At 67.9% G+C, this 15,066-nt stretch carries 13 protein-coding genes; 5 read left to right on the top strand and 8 right to left on the bottom strand.

The annotated features are described in order from the left end of the window. The first annotated feature begins 178 nt into the window (after positions 1-178). Positions 179-1,330 carry a bifunctional 2-methylcitrate synthase/citrate synthase gene (gene prpC, locus AC1DER_RS16850; protein WP_441817662.1) on the top strand — a complete coding sequence of 384 codons (1,152 nt, stop codon included), beginning with the start codon at positions 179-181 and terminating at the stop codon, positions 1,328-1,330. A gap of 224 nt (positions 1,331-1,554) precedes the next feature. Next, positions 1,555-2,091, top strand: coding sequence for a hypothetical protein (locus AC1DER_RS16845; RefSeq protein WP_441817661.1), 537 nt, complete (start codon positions 1,555-1,557; stop codon positions 2,089-2,091). A 41-nt stretch (positions 2,092-2,132) separates the two neighbouring features. On the opposite strand, the gene AC1DER_RS16840 is transcribed toward AC1DER_RS16845, so the two are convergent. From AC1DER_RS16840 to AC1DER_RS16810, 7 genes are all read right to left on the bottom strand, one after another. Next, positions 2,133-2,744 (bottom strand): glutathione S-transferase family protein, encoded by a 612-nt coding sequence (locus AC1DER_RS16840; protein ID WP_441817660.1) that lies wholly within the window; start codon positions 2,742-2,744, stop codon positions 2,133-2,135. 184 nt (positions 2,745-2,928) lie between these two features. Next, positions 2,929-3,387: a cell wall hydrolase gene (locus AC1DER_RS16835; protein WP_158733560.1), complete on the bottom strand. Its 459-nt coding sequence runs from the start codon at positions 3,385-3,387 to the stop codon at positions 2,929-2,931. A 337-nt stretch (positions 3,388-3,724) separates the two neighbouring features. After that, the gene (locus AC1DER_RS16830; protein WP_477245950.1) at positions 3,725-5,812 is read right to left on the bottom strand and encodes an oxidoreductase; all 2,088 of its coding nucleotides are present in this window, start codon (positions 5,810-5,812) and stop codon (positions 3,725-3,727) included. A gap of 79 nt (positions 5,813-5,891) precedes the next feature. Beyond that, positions 5,892-6,911 carry a zinc-binding alcohol dehydrogenase family protein gene (locus AC1DER_RS16825; RefSeq protein ID WP_477245952.1) on the bottom strand — a complete coding sequence of 340 codons (1,020 nt, stop codon included), beginning with the start codon at positions 6,909-6,911 and terminating at the stop codon, positions 5,892-5,894. Further along, positions 6,908-7,939 carry an aldo/keto reductase gene (locus AC1DER_RS16820; RefSeq protein ID WP_477245954.1) on the bottom strand — a complete coding sequence of 344 codons (1,032 nt, stop codon included), beginning with the start codon at positions 7,937-7,939 and terminating at the stop codon, positions 6,908-6,910. Before AC1DER_RS16820 ends, AC1DER_RS16825 begins: the two co-directional genes overlap by 4 nt. 32 nt (positions 7,940-7,971) lie before the next feature. Then, positions 7,972-9,264, bottom strand: a complete 1,293-nt coding sequence (locus AC1DER_RS16815) for an SGNH/GDSL hydrolase family protein (RefSeq protein WP_477245956.1) — start codon at positions 9,262-9,264, stop codon at positions 7,972-7,974. A gap of 49 nt (positions 9,265-9,313) precedes the next feature. Beyond that, a complete protein-coding gene (locus AC1DER_RS16810; protein ID WP_477245958.1) occupies positions 9,314-10,510 on the bottom strand; it encodes an MFS transporter in 1,197 nt (398 codons plus the stop codon). 198 nt (positions 10,511-10,708) lie between these two features. Between AC1DER_RS16810 and AC1DER_RS16805 the strand changes: the two genes are divergently transcribed. Next, the gene (locus AC1DER_RS16805; RefSeq protein ID WP_477245960.1) at positions 10,709-11,614 is read left to right on the top strand and encodes a LysR family transcriptional regulator; all 906 of its coding nucleotides are present in this window, start codon (positions 10,709-10,711) and stop codon (positions 11,612-11,614) included. A gap of 14 nt (positions 11,615-11,628) precedes the next feature. Here the strand turns inward: AC1DER_RS16805 and AC1DER_RS16800 are convergent, their stop codons facing one another. After that, on the bottom strand, positions 11,629-12,420 hold the full coding sequence (locus tag AC1DER_RS16800) for a DODA-type extradiol aromatic ring-opening family dioxygenase (RefSeq protein WP_477245962.1): 792 nt from the start codon (positions 12,418-12,420) through the stop codon (positions 11,629-11,631). 173 nt (positions 12,421-12,593) lie between these two features. Between AC1DER_RS16800 and AC1DER_RS16795 the strand changes: the two genes are divergently transcribed. Continuing rightward, on the top strand, positions 12,594-14,057 hold the full coding sequence (locus AC1DER_RS16795) for a bifunctional 2-methylcitrate dehydratase/aconitate hydratase (protein ID WP_477245964.1): 1,464 nt from the start codon (positions 12,594-12,596) through the stop codon (positions 14,055-14,057). Positions 14,058-14,231: 174 nt separating this feature from the next. Further along, the coding region (locus AC1DER_RS16790; protein ID WP_477358185.1) for a porin family protein at positions 14,232-15,066 on the top strand (835 nt) is incomplete at its 3' end.

The raw sequence follows: 15,066 nt of genomic DNA, 5'->3' as shown, positions 1-15,066 counted from the left end.
CGATACTGGCCCGTCACGGTCGTCTGCGACCTGTCGGTCGCAACTGGCTTAACCCCCTGCTTTTAGCGGCACTTCCAGCATCAATCTGCAGCTAACCGCGTTATCCCTGAGAACGACGGCCCCTGGCGGGACCGGACAAACCATCCCCCGCCAGCACGGCCGAATGAGGAGACAAGCAATGAGTGACTCGGCACAGAACCTGCCCAAGGCCAAGAAATCCGTCGCCCTGAGCGGCACCGCCGCGGGCAATACCGCCCTGTGCACCGTCGGCCGCAGCGGCAACGACCTGCACTACCGCGGCTACGACATCCACGACCTGGCGACCAGGTCGACCTTCGAGGAAGTCGCGCACCTGCTCGTGCACGGCGCACTGCCGACGCAGTCGCAGCTCAACGCCTACAGGACCAAGCTCAAGCGCCTGCGCGGCCTGCCAGCGATCGTCACCGAAGCGCTGGAGCTGGTGCCGGCCAACGCCCATCCGATGGACGTGCTGCGCACCGGCTGCTCGGTGCTCGGCACGGTGCTGCCCGAGCGCGAAGGCCATCCGGCTTCGGAAGCGCGCGACATCGCCGACAAGCTGATCGCCAGCTTCGGTTCGATGCTGCTGTACTGGTGGCACTTCACCCGCAACGGCCGCCGCATCGAGGTCGAGACCGACGACGACAGCGTCGCCGCGCACTTCCTGCACCTGCTGCATGGTGAGCGGCCGAGCAGGCTGCACGCCGACTCGCTCGACAAGTCGCTGATCCTCTACGCCGAGCATGAGTTCAACGCGTCGACGTTCACTGCGCGCGTGATCGCCGGTACCGGTTCGGACCTGCACTCGTGCCTCACCGGCGCGATCGGCGCGCTGCGCGGTCCCAAGCACGGCGGCGCCAATGAAGTGGCGATGGACATCATCAGCCGCTACGGCAGCGCCGACGAGGCCGAGGCCGACATCCGCGCACGCATGGAGCGCAAGGAAATCATCATCGGCTTCGGCCACCCGGTGTACACCATCGGCGATCCGCGCAATCCGATCATCAAGGAAATCTCACGCAAGCTGTGCGCCGAAGGCGGCAACCAGACGCTGTTCGACGTGTCCGAGCGCATCGAGAACCTGATGATGGACACCAAGAAGATGTTCCCGAACCTCGACTGGTACAGCGCATCGGCCTACCACATGATGGGAATCCCGACGCCGATGTTCACGCCACTGTTCGTGGTCGCACGCACCACCGGCTGGAGCGCGCACGTGATCGAGCAGCGCGAGGACGGCAAGATCATCCGCCCGAGCGCGAACTACGTTGGCCCGGAAGATCGCGAGTACGTCTCGATCGACAAGCGCTGACTGCAGGTAGCTGCCCTCACCCCAACCCCTCTCCCGCATGCGGGAGAGGGGTTCGACACTCCTTCTCCCGCATGCGGGAGAAGGTGGCCGCAGGGCGGATGAGGGCAGGGCGGCACATACCCGCATACGCCTTTCGTCTGATACCCCTTGCCTGGCATCCCCCCGGCCCGCGGCCCGTGGCATAGTCGGTCCGCCTTTCGTGGCCGATGGTTTTAGGGGAAGCCATGCGCGATGACGAAGTGCCGAACAAGACCGACGCCGGGCGCGACGAGATCCAGCAGCGCTCGCGCAAACTGCCCAACGTGATGCGTTCGATCCTGCTGCTGGTCGATGGCCAGCGCAGCGTCGGGCAACTGCGCGATGTGATTGCCGGCTTGCGCGGTCCGCCCGATGCGCTCGAGCAACTGCAATCGATGGGGCTGCTTGAGGTTCCGCAGACGCTTGCGGCAGCGGCCGCCGCTTCGATCCATCCGGGGCGGATCACCGGGCAGGTCGTCAGCGCCGCAGTGGCGGTGGCCGTTGGCGCCAGGCCGTCGACTGGCGGTGGCGGCTATGCCCCGCTCTACACGCAGATGTCGGAGACGGTGCGCGAGCACCTGGGCCTGCGTGGCTATTTCCTGCAGCTGAAAATCGAGCGCTGCACCGACGTGGGTGAACTGCTGGCGTTGTTGCCCGACCTGAGCAATGCCCTGGCCAAGGCGCACACCGTGGGCTTCGCCGGAGAGATGGAGCGGCGCCTGCGCGCGCTGGCGACGGCCTAGGCCGTCGCCGCGGGCCAACACGCCGCAGCCGGCGCCCAGGCTCAGGCCAGGCCTTCGTCCTTCAGTGCCTTCTGCACGCCCGGGTCGGCTTCCATGCGCTGCTTGAACGCCGCCAGGTTGTCCAGGCCACCCAGGTCGATGCCCAGGCCGTCGGCCCAGCGCAGGGTGATGTAGAGATAAGGGTCGGCGAAGCTGCGGAAGCCGGCCAGCCATTGCTTGCCCGCAAGCTGCCTGTCGGCGATTTCGAACTGGCTGCGGATGCGCGTGCGCGCGGTCGCCTTCACGGCGTCGAACTGCGACTCGTCGCCAATGAAGGCGCCCGGGCCGAACAGCGGCTTGAAGGCCGGATGCAGGTCGGAATTGACGAAGGCCAACCAGCGCGCGGCCTCACCGCGCTGACGCGCGCTGCCGTCGCCGGCCAGGCCGGCGGCCGGATAGGTGTCGGCGATGTAGCCCATGATCGCGGCGTTCTGGGTCAGCACGAAATCGCCATCGACCACTGCCGGCACGGCGCCGGTCGGATTGATCTTCAGATAAGCGGGGGCCTTCATCGAGTCCTTGTCGAGGACTTCGAACTCGTACGGCTGGCCGGTCCATTGCAGGGCAATGTGGTCAGCGGTCGAGCAGGCGCCGGGCTTGGTGTAGAGCTTCATGAGGACTCCGCGGGGGGGGCAGGGAATCACCAACTATGGCCGACTCGCCCCGCGTGCTCAACGCCACGGCTGCAACAGTGCGGGAGCCCGTTGGGGCTCCCGTGGGGTACCGGATCAGGTAGGCGTGATCAGGTAGGCGCGATCAGGTCGCGCCGATCAGGTCGCGCCGATCAGGTCGCGCCGATCAGGTACGGCGCGGCTTGAGCGACTGCACCTTGTAGAAGGTGTGGTCGCCGATCGTGGCCACCTGGTAGGCGGTGCGCCAGCTCGGGCTGGCGATCGCGTGCGCGGCGAAGTGGCTCGCCCCGGGCACGATCTCCTTGCGCTGGCCGGGCGGCAGGGCCCAGTTGCGCTCGGCATCGAGCGCCACGGTGACGGCCTCGCCCCACGCCTCGGTGTTGGTCAGGCGCGTTCCGGGCGCGACCAGGGTCGGCGCGAACTGCTTGCGGGCCGTGACAACGTCACAGACCGTGTTGCCCCACAGGCCGCTGTCGCGGCGGCGCAGGGCCACTTCCGCCACCGCCTTCTGGCCGCGCACCGACTGATCGCGGGCTTCCAGGTAAACGGTGGTGCTCAGGCAAAGCGAATCGGCGGTTTGCGGCGGCAGTACAGAGGCCAGCCACAGGATCCAGGCCAGTTTCATCTAATCGGACTCCTTGCTCCGTTGCGCCGTTCCGCAGCGCTATCGCCGTCCCTTTGGGGAAACACGGCAACCGCGGCACGAACCGGCATGGCGTACTGGGGAGGGCAGCGGGCTCTGCGGCACGCTTTTGCCCCTTCACCTAAACCGCGCAGAGGCGCGGGCGGTGTGGGTCGCCACCAAGGGGGTGGCTGAAAAGTTGGCGCAAGGTAGCGGCGGAAGTATAAACGCCAGCTGAATGTCTATTTCGTAACCATCGGATTGTCTTGGGTTTTTTATCTGAACAGGCAGCTGAGAGGCCCGCCCCAGCAGGCTCTCAGCACTTCGACCGTCGTCACATTCACAGCGTCGCGGCCAGGCGCGAGGCCTGTGCGATCGCGCGTTTTGCGTCGAGTTCGGCTGCCACATCGGCCCCGCCGATGACGTGGGGCGCCTTGCCGCTGCCCCCCAACTGCGCCGCCAGCGGCTTGAACGGTTCCTGACCCGCGCAGATCACCACGTGATCGACCGGCAAGGTCTGCTCGCTGCCGTCGAGCCGGATGTGCAGGCCCTCGTCGTCGACGCCCAGGTACTCGACCCCACCCAGCATCCGTACCTTCCTGGCCTTGAGGGTGGCGCGGTGGATCCAGCCGGTGGTCTTGCCCAGGCGGGCGCCGGGACGGCCCGGGCTGCGCTGCAGCAGCCAGACCTCGCGGGCCGGTGGCTGCGGGCGCGCCGGCGACAGGCCGCCGCGGACCTCACCCTCATAGCCCAGGTCGACGCCCCACTCGGCGCGCCAGGCGGCGGCGTCGACGCCATCGGGGTCGCCGTCGCCGCTGTCGTGGCCGTGGTCATGGACCAGGAACTCGGCGACGTCGAAGCCGATGCCGCCGGCGCCGATCAGGGCAACCTTGCGCCCCGGCACGACGCGGCCGCTGAGGACATCCAGATAGCTGACGACCTTGGGATGGTCGGCGCCGACGAAGTCGACATCGCGCGGGCGGATGCCGGTGGCCAGGACCACGTCGTCGAAGCCGGCCAGCGTGTCGGAATCGGCGCGGGTGTTCAGGCGCAGCTCGACGCCGGTCTGCTCGATGCGGCGGCTGTAGTAGCGCAGGGTTTCGTGGAACTCCTCCTTGCCCGGGATGCGCTTGGCCAGGTTGAACTGTCCGCCGATGGCGTCTCCGGCCTCGAACAGGGTGACGCGATGGCCGCGCTCTGCAGCGACCGTCGCGCAGGCCATGCCGGCAGGACCGGCGCCGACCACGGCAATGCGCCGGGGCGAGGCGGTCGGCGTGTAGTTGAGTTCGGTCTCGGCACATGCGCGCGGATTGACCAGGCAACTGGCGGTCTTGTTCTCGAACACGTGGTCCAGGCACGCCTGGTTGCAGGCGATGCAGGTATTGATGTCGGCGGCGCGCTGTTCGAGTGCCTTGTTGACCCACTGCGGATCTGCCAATAGCGGCCGCGCCATCGACACCATGTCGGCATCGCCGCTGGCCAGTACGCGCTCGGCAACGTGCGGCATGTTGATGCGGTTGGTGGTGATCAGCGGCAGCGTCACGTGCGGCTTCAGGCGCGCGGTAATGCCGGTGAAAGCGGCGCGTGGCACCGACGTGGCGATGGTCGGGATGCGCGCTTCGTGCCAGCCGATGCCGGTGTTGATCAGCGTTGCGCCCGCGGCCTCGATGGCCTTGGCCTGCTGCACCACTTCATCCCAGGCCAGGCCTTCGTCGACCAGGTCGAGCATCGACAGGCGATAGACGATGATGAAGTCCGGTCCACAGGCTTCGCGGATGCGGCGGACGATTTCGATGGCGAAGCGCATGCGCTTGCCGGCATCGCCACCCCAGGCGTCATTGCGCTTGTTGGTGCGCGGCGCGGTGAACTGGTTGAGCAGATAGCCTTCCGAGCCCATCACCTCGACGCCGTCGTAGCCGCCCTCGCGGGCGAGCTGCGCGGTGCGGACGAAGGCGCGGATCTGGCGCTCGACGCCAGCGGCCGACAACGCCCGCGGTGTAAACGGATTGATCGGCGCCTTGAGCCTGCTCGGCGCCACCTGCAGCGGGCTGTAGCCGTAGCGGCCGGCGTGCAGGATCTGCAGGCAGATGCGCCCGCCGTGACCGTGGACCGCGGCGGTGACCTGGCGGTGGCGGCGGACCTCCCATGGCCAGCGCAGGGTGCCGCCGAACGGCTTGAGCCAGCCGGCCAGGTTCGGCGAAAAGCCACCGGTGACGATCAGGCCGACACCGCCGGCGGCGCGCTCGCCGAAGTAGGCGGCCAGTTTGGGGAAATCGGCCGCCTTGTCCTCCAGGCCGGTGTGCATCGAACCCATCAGCACGCGGTTGCGCAGGGTGCAAAAGCCCAGGTCCAGGGGCTCGAACAGCCGCGGATAGAGCGGGTGAGGGGTGGCGGTGCTGTCGAAGCTGAGCGGGCTGGCGGCCGTCATGGGGCGAATACGCTGGCGTACGGAAGCGGCACGATGCCGGGAAAGCCGGCCGGCGGCAAGCTCCGCCGCCGGCCACCGCTCACCAGCCCGACAGCACCAGCTTGCCGACCGTGGTTCCCGATTCCAGGCGTCGATGCGCCTCGCGCAGGTTGGCCGCGTTGATCGGGCTCAGCGCATCGTGCTGCGTACCGCGCAGTTCGCCGCTGTCGATCAGGCTTGCCACGCGGTCGAGGATGCGGCCCTGTTCGTCCATGTCGGCGGTGCGGAAGCGCGCGCGGGCAAACATCATCTCCCAGTGGATGCCGATGCATTTGGCCTTGTACGGGTCGCCAATGCGCAGCGCCTCGGACGGTTCGACGATCAACCCGACGTGACCGAGCGGCGCAAGCAATTCACCCAGCACGTCCCAGTAGCGCGAGGTGTCGGCGAGATTGATCGCGGCGTCGACCGTGTTGAAGCCGAGCGCGGCCAGCTGCGGCGGCAAGGGTTGGCGATGGTCGATCACGTGGTGGGCGCCCAGGGCCTTGCACCAGTCGATGGTCTGCGCGCGCGAGGCGGTGGCGATGACGGTGAATCCGGCGCGACGGGCGAGCTGGATCGCGATCGATCCGACGCCACCGGCGCCGGCAATGACCAGCAATGTCTTGCCTGCGCCGCCGTTGTCGCTGTCGTAAGGCATGCGCTGGAACAGCAGCTCCCACGCGGTCAGGGCGGTCAGCGGCAACGCCGCGGCCTGCGCGGCATCGAGCGATGCGGGGGCATGGCCGACGAGGCGTTCGTCGACCAGCTGCAGTTGCGCGTTGCTGCCGGGACGGGTGATGTCGCCGGCGTAGTAGACGCGGTCGCCTGGGCGGAAGCGGGTGACGCCGTCGCCGACGGCTTCGACAATGCCTGCCGCGTCATAACCGAGCACCTTCGGCTGCGCTTCCACCTGCGGCTTGGGCGAACGCACCTTGGTGTCGACCGGGTTCACCGAGACCGCCTCGACACGCACGAGCAGGTCATGCCCCGTCGGCGCGGCGGGATCGGGCAGGTCTACATCGAGGAGCGATTGCGGGTCGTCGACGGGCAGGTAGCGGGTGAGCGCGACGGCTTTCATGCAGACACCGGCGACGGGTTGCGCTCGCCGAAACCGGCCTGGTGCCAGTACGGGTACACCGGCGTCACCGCGCTGGCGGCATCGAGCGCGGCGACCTGCTCGGCCGTCAGGCTCCAGCCGACTGCGCCGAGGTTCTGTCGCAGCTGCTCCTCGGTGCGCGCACCGATCACCACGGTCGATACCGTCGGTCGCTGCAGCAGCCAGTTCAGGGCGATCTGCGGCACCGTCTTGCCGGTCTCGGCGGCGATGGTGTCGAGTGCGTCGACGACCTGGTACAGGCGCTCTTCGTCCACCGGCGGGCCGTAGTCGGCCGTCGCCGACAGACGCGTCACTTCCGGACGCGGCTGGCCGCGGCGGATCTTGCCGGTGAGGCGGCCCCAGCCGAGCGGGCTCCACACCACCGCGCCGACGCCCTGGTCCAGGCCGAGCGGCATCAGCTCCCATTCGTAGTCGCGACCGATCAGCGAGTAATACGTCTGGTTGGCGACATAGCGCGACCAGCCGTAGCGGTCGGATGCCGACAACGACTTCATCAGGTGCCAGCCGGAGAAGTTCGAAACGCCCAGGTAGCGGATCTTGCCGGCGCGCACCAGGTTGTCGAGCGTGGAGAGCGTCTCCTCGACCGGCGTGCGCGCATCGAAGCCGTGCAGCTGGAACAGGTCGATGTAGTCGGTGCCCAGGCGCTTGAGCGCGGCGTCGACCGTGTTGATCAGGTGGAAGCGCGACGAGCCGACGTTGTTGGGGCCGTCGTCGAAGCGGAAGGTGGCCTTGGTCGAGATCAGCACTTCGTCGCGCCGGTTCTTGATGGCCGCGCCGAGGATGCTTTCGGCCATGCCGCCGGAGTAGACGTCGGCGCTGTCGAACAGGTTGAGGCCGGCGTCGAGGCAGATGTCGACCAGGCGCGTGGCGCCGGCGACATCGGTGTTGCCCCACGAGCCGAACAGGTCGCCCTTGCCGCCGAACGTGCCGGTGCCGAAGCTCAGTGCGGGGACGCGAAAACCGGAGTTGCCGAGAAAACGGTATTCCATTGCAGCGGTTCCTTGTGAGTGCGGGGGATGGGTCAGTCGGCGTGGCGGATTGCCACGGCGGGCGCGTCGCCGAGCAGTGCATCCAGATCGATCGAGTCGGCCATCGCCTGGTAGCCGGCGTCGCCCGGATGGAGATGGTCGCCCGAGTCGTAGGCAGGCAGGAAGCGCACGCGGTGCGCCGGGTCGCGGACCGCGGCGTCGAAATCGACCACCGCGTCGAACTCGCCGCTGTCGCGGATCCAGGCATTGATGGCCTGGCGCACGCGCTCCTTGTCGGTACGGTAATAGCCGCGCAACGGGGTGTCCTGCAAGGCGCCCTCGAACGGTGTCAGGGTCGCACCGATGATGCGCACGCCGCGTGTATTGGCGCGGGCGATCAGCTGGCGGTAGCCGGCAATGAGCTCGTCGGCGCGGGCCGCCGGGTCGGACGGTGCGAACGGCGTGCCGTTCCAGCCGATGTCGTTGATGCCGATCAGCACCACCACCGCCGCCACGCCCGGTTGTGCCAGCACGTCGCGGTCGAAACGGGCCAGTGCATTGCTGCCCATCTTGTCCTGCAGCAGGCGCGCGCCGGAGATGCCGGCGTTGAGCACGGCGACGTTCTGGCCTGCCAGGCGGCGGGCCAGGAAATCGGGCCAGCGGCGGTTCTCGTCCACGGTCGAACCATTGCCGTCGGTGATCGAGTCGCCCAGCGCCACCACGCTGCGCGCCGAGGCGACGGTTTCGACCTGGATCGCGGCAAGGAACACCCGTGTGCTCAGCGTCGAATCGGACTTGAAGGCGGTAGCGCCGGTCTGGTCGCCGGCGCCGACCCAGGTGGTCTGGCGCGCGTCCCAGTGGAACGTCGCCGGTGGCGTCGGCTCGGGCAGGTACAGACTCACCGACACGTCGCCGAGCGCGGCGACATCCAGCTCGACCGGGTCGCTGAGCATCGGCGCGCCCGGCGGAATCGTCACCGAGGACTTGCCGCCAAAGGTGAGCACGCGATCGCTGGCAGACGCGATGCGGCCGTCACCTTCGCTGCGTGCGATGCGTGCGGCGCCGATCCGCAGCGGCTGCGTGCCGTACTCGTTCGACAGCAGCACGCGCATGCGATGTCCGCCGATGCTGACGCGCGCGCTCTGCCGCAGCGTCTGGTTCCACAGGTTATGGGGGACGTTGGTCGGCAACACGAAGTCGCCGGCCCACAGCGGCTGCGGGCTGGCCGTCCAGGTTGTCGTCCAGGTCGTTGCGTCGCCACTGTGCGATGGCGGCGCGTCGGTCGCGGTCGCGGACGCGGCCATGAAAAGTGCGGCGAGCAGGGGGGAGGCGATGAGGCGGTTCATGGCACGCAATTCCTTCGCGAATGCAGTGGGGGTTGGGGGATCGGGGATGTCACGAACGCTCGGGCACGCAGCCGGTGGGCAGCAGCGCCTGGCGTTCCTTCGCGCCTTCAAGGCGCACGCTCCACAGGGCAACGGCGAGACCGGCAACGGTGACGGTGGCCGCGGCCCACGTCACCGCTTCCAGGCCGGGGCCGCGCTCGATGACCACGCCGCCGAGCCATGCGCCCATCGCGTTGCCGAGATTGAATGCGGCGATGTTGAAGCTCGACGCGAGGTTCTGGCCGGCGCCGGCGGCATGGCGCAGCACACGCAACTGCAGCGGCGAGACGGTCGCGAATGCGGCGATGCCGAGCGCGGCGATGAACGCGACGATTGCGATCGGGTTGTGCAGGGCGAAGCTCATCAGTGCCAGCACGATGGCCAGTGCGGCCAGCGTGCCCAGCAGCGCCGGCGTCGGCTTGCGGTCCGCAAGGTGGCCGCCGAGCAGGTTGCCCACGACCATGCCGGCACCGAACAGCAGCAGGATCGGCGACACGGCCGCTTCGGAGAATCCGGCCAGGCCGGTCAGCAGCGGCTGGATGTAGGTGATCACCACGAACACGCCGGCGAATCCGAGCATCGTCATCAGCAGGCCGAGCAGCACCTGCGGACGGGCGATGGTGCGCAGCTCGTCGCGCACCGCGACCGGCGCCTGCGTCTGGCGGCTGTGCGGCACCAGCAGCGCGATCACCGCCAGCGACACCACGCCGACCACGCTCATCGCCCAGAAGGTCGAGCGCCAGCCAAAGTGCAGCCCCAGCCAGGCGCCGGCGGGCATGCCCAGCAGCGTCGCCAGGGTCAGGCCGGAGAACATGATCGAGATCGCCGAGGCCTTGCGGTCGGACGGGACCAGGCCGGTCGCCACGACCGCGCCGACGCCGAAGAAGGTTCCGTGGGTCAGCGAGGTCAGCACGCGCGCCGCCATCAGCGTGGCGTAGTCCGGCGCCAGGGCGCAGGCGGCGTTGCCGATGGTGTAGATCGCCATCAACGCCAGCAGCACCGCCTTGCGTGGCATGCGGCGGGTCAGCAGGGTCAGCACCGGGGCGCCGACGAACACACCCAGCGCATAGCCCGACACCAGCATTCCCGCTGCGGCGATCGTCACGTGCAGGTCGGCGGCCACCTGCAGCAGCAGACCCATGATCACGAACTCGGCGCAGCCGATGCCGAACGAGCCCGCGGTCAGCGCATACAGCGCGGCCGGCATCCGGCTGGAGGATGAGCCGGGGACGGGCACGGGGAGGGGGACGGGGACGGCGGCGAGGGCAGGGCCAGGGGTGGGAGCGGGGAGGGCCATCGGCGCGGCGTCCACTGATAAGGAAGGTGCGCAGGCTAGGCCGTTGCATATTCTGCGGAAACCGTCAGGATGGCTAATCAGTTTCAACAAATGATTGATAATTCACCGATGGACCGCATTGGCGACATCAGCCTGTTCCTGCGCGTGCTCGACCTGGGGTCGATCAGCGCCGCCGCGCGCAGCCTGGACCTGTCGGTCGCCGTGGCCAGCCAGCGCCTGAAGCGGCTCGAGCGCGACCTCGGCGTGCGCCTGCTGCACCGGACCACGCGCCGCCTGCACGCCACTCCCGAGGGGGCCGCGCTGGCCGAGCAGGGGCGGGCGCTGGTGGAGGACCTGGAGGCGCTGACCAGCGGTCTGGGCCGCGGCGGCAGCGAGATCGCCGGCACCCTGCGGGTGACGACCTCGGCCTCGTTCGGGCGCCTGTATGTGTCGCCACTGGTCCCGGAGTTCCTTGAGCGGCACCCGCGCGTGCGCCTGAGCCTGAACCTCAACGACCAGATGCTCGACCTGGTGAGTTCGGGTTTCGACCTGGCGATCCGCATAGGCGAGATGGCCGATTCCAACCTGGTCGCGCGCCGGCTCGCACCCAACCGCCGCGTCCTGTGCGCCTCGCCCGCGTACCTGCGCCGGCACGGCACGCCACGCACACCGCAGGACCTGGCCGGACACGACTGCGTGATGCTGGTGGGCAGCCAGGGGCGGCAGGACGTATGGCGGATGAGCGATGGCGCCGGCGGCGAAGTCGCCGTCCGCGTGCATGGCCGGATCGAGAGCAACTACGGTGAAGTGGTGCGCGACGCCGCGGTGGCGGGACTGGGCATCGCCCTGCATTCGACCTGGCACGCCTGGGACGACCTGCGCACTGGTCGCCTGCAGGTCGTGCTGGCCGACTATCCGATCGCCGAGACCGGCATCTATGCGGTGATGCCGCAGCGTCGCCTGGTGCCACCGCGCGTGCGTGCGTTCGTCGACTTCATGGAAGAGCGCCTGGCGCAGGTGTTGCCGCGGGAGTAGCGGCTGCGCTGGCGTCAGTCAAACGCGAACGCGTCCAGCGACAGTGTTCCCAGCTGGTGCGAGCGATGGATCGCGCGCACGCTCGGCGCGTCGCCAGCGGCGCCAAGCGCAACGAACAACGGCATCAGGTGTTCGACCGTGGGATGGGCGTGGTGTGCGTGCGGCGCGCGCTGTTGCCAGTCCAGCAGTGCCGGCCAGTCGTGCGCGGCGAGCATGGTGTGCATCCAGTCGCCGAACGCCTGCGCCCACGGCGCAAGGGGCGCTTGCGGATGCTTCCAGTCAAGATCGCCCAGGTTGTGCACGAAGCCACCCGAGCCGATCACCAGCACGCCTTCGTCGCGCAGCGGCGCCAGTGCCTGGCCCAGCTGGAAGTGCTGCGCGGCGGTTGCATGCGGCATCACCGACAACGGCACCACCGGCACGTCGGCTTCCGGATACATGCGCAGCAACGGCACCCAGACGCCATGGTCGAGGCCATGGTTTTCGCGCACGCGCGGATTGAGTCCGGCATCGGCGAGGCGTTGCGCGATCTTCTCGGCCAGGTCGGGCGCACCCGGTGCCGGATAGCGGATCTGGTACAGCGGCTCGGGGAATCCGCCGAAGTCGTGCACCGTGTGCGGCTGGATGTGGCCGCCCAGCATGGGCCGGTCGGTCATGAAGTGCGCCGAGACCACCACGACCGCCTTCGGCCACGGCAACTGCTGGCCGAGGCCATCGAGGAAGTGGCCCGCGGGCGAATCCTCCACGGCCAGCATCGGCGAGCCATGTGAGAGGAACAGTGTTGGCAGTCGGATGGGTGCGTCCATGCCCACAAGGGTGAGCCTGCGGCGCTGCTTTTCCAAGCGCCGTGATTGGGCCGGTGTGTTGTGCCGGTGTGTTGCGCCGCTGTGTTCTGCAGCGGCGGCCAGTGCGGTTCGCCTCACGTCGGCACAACCCACGGCCCCCGACAATGCGCGCAGCCATTTCGCCGGAGCACGCCATGAGCCATGCCGATCCGCGTTCGGCCGTACGCCCGCCGCCCGATCCGGCGATGGCGGACATCGCCGACTACGTCATCGACTACCGGATCGACTCGGTCGAGGCATACGACACGGCGCGCTACATGCTGCTCGATTCGCTGGCCTGCGCCGCGCTGGCGATGGACCACCCCGGGTGTGTCCGGCATCTGGGCCCGGTGGTGCCCGGCGCGGTGCTGCCCGGCGGTGCGCGCGTGCCGTTCACCGGCCACGAGCTCGACCCGGTCCAGGCCGCCTACAACATCGGCGTGCAGATCCGCTGGCTCGACTTCAACGACACCTGGCTGGCCGCCGAGTGGGGGCATCCCTCCGACAACCTCGGGGCGATCCTGGCGGTGGCCGATTACCTGGGACGCCAGGCACAGTTGCGTGGCAAACCGGGTCCGAGCGTGCGCGACGTGCTCGGCCATGCGATCAAGGCGCACGAGATCCAGGGCTGCTATGCGCTGAAGAACTCCTTCAACCGGGTGGGCCTGGATCACGTGATCCTGGTGCGACTGGCATCGAGCGCCGTCGCAACGGCCATGCTCGGTGGAGACAAGGACCAGATCATCGCTGCGATATCGCACAGCTGGATCGACAACGGCGTGCTGCGCACTTACCGCCACGCGCCCAACACCGGTCCGCGCAAGAGCTGGGCGGCCGGCGATGCCTGTCGCCGCGCAGTCACCCATGCGCTCAACGCCATCAAGGGCGAGGTCGGCTATCCGAGCGCGATCAGCGCGCCGACCTGGGGCTTCCAGGAGGTTGCCTTCGAAGGACAGCCATTCGAGTTCGAGCGTGCCTTCGGCAGCTACGTGATGGAGAACGTCCTCTTCAAGATCAGCTACCCGGCCGAATTCCATGCGCAGACCGCGGTGGAGTGCGCCATGCGGTTGCATGCCCAGGTCGGCGCGCGCATCGCCGCAGAGGGCGTCGATGCCGTCGAGCAGATCGTCATCCATACCCAGCAGGCAGCGATGCGCATCATCGACAAGACCGGGCCACTGGCCAACTACGCCGACCGCGACCATTGCATCCAGTACATGGTCGCCGTGCCGCTGCTGTTCGGCCGCCTGCGGGCCGACGACTACGGCGACGCGATCGCCGCCGACCCGCGCATCGATGCGCTGCGCGAGCGCATGCGGGTGGAGGAAGAACCACGCTTCACCACTGATTATTACGATCCCGACAAGCGGTACATCGGAAACGCCGTTCAGGTTTTCTTCAAGGACGGAACGCAAAGCGAAAGAATCTCGATCGATTATCCGGTCGGGCATCGCCGTCGCCGCGGCGAAGGTATTCCACTGCTGATGGCCAAGTTTGAAGGGGCCCTCGCGGCGAAACTGCCGGAAAAGCAGTTGTCGCAGTTGCGGGCCCTGGTCGCGGAACCCGAGCGATTGCTGGCCGAGCCCGCCAGCGGGCTGTTGGCGCTGCTTCGGGCCTGAATCCCGCCGCAATCGCTCTGTATTGGCATGGAACTTCCCGGTTTGTTAGATGACCGTTAACACGGCTTTCACATAGGCAAACTTAACCTCCGCCCCGATGGCGTCGTCTGGCGGCCGTCCTTAGTGGGAACCTCGCAGACGCTGTTTCCGTTTTTTGATCAAGGAGCTGGATATATGAATAAGAAACTCCTCTGCGCCGCCCTGCTGGGTGGTCTGAGCCTGGCCCAGGCTGCCAATGCGCAGGAATTCGACGATCGCTGGTATCTGACCGGTTCGGCCGGCATGAACATCCAGGACAACGATCGCGGCACGCGCAATGCGCCGTTCGGTGCCATTGGCGTCGGCAAGTTCCTCAATCAGAACTGGTCGATCGACGGTGAGCTGAACTACCAGAACCCCAACAACGACGCCAACCAGGATCTCAACTGGAGCCAGTACGGCATTTCGTTCGACGGTCGTTATCACTTCACCCAGGAAGGCCGCAACTGGGCCCCGTACGTCCTGATGGGCCTGGGCTACCAGCAGTCGGAAGAAGAGTTCGACAACTTCCCGAACCCGAACTCGCCCGGCCAGCGTGACGAAGGCAACTTCGCCGCCAAGGTTGGCGTCGGTGTACAGAGTGCCCTGTACGGCAAGCGCGCTGCGATCCGCACCGAGCTGGCCTATCGCGCAGACTTCGACAACGGCAGCGTCAATTCCCCGGACGAAGACTGGTTCGGCGACCTGCTGGCTTCGGTCGGCGTCGTGATCCCGCTGGGTCCGCCGGTGGTTGCCGCTCCGCCGGCTCCGGCCGCGCCGAGCTGCGCCGACATGGATGACGACGGCGACGGCGTCAACAACTGCGACGACAAGTGCCCGGGTTCGCAGGCTGGCCAGACCATCGGTCCGGACGGTTGCCCGGTGCCGGTGTCGATCGACCTGAAGGGTGTGAACTTCGACTTCGACAAGGCCACGCTGCGTCCGGATGCTGTCTCGATCCTCTCCGAGGCCACCGAGATCCTGAAGCGCG

This window comes from Lysobacter sp. 05T417, from assembly GCF_056396405.1.
Note: the sequence above shows the minus strand (reverse complement) of the source record. Positions and strands in the feature narration are given on the sequence as shown.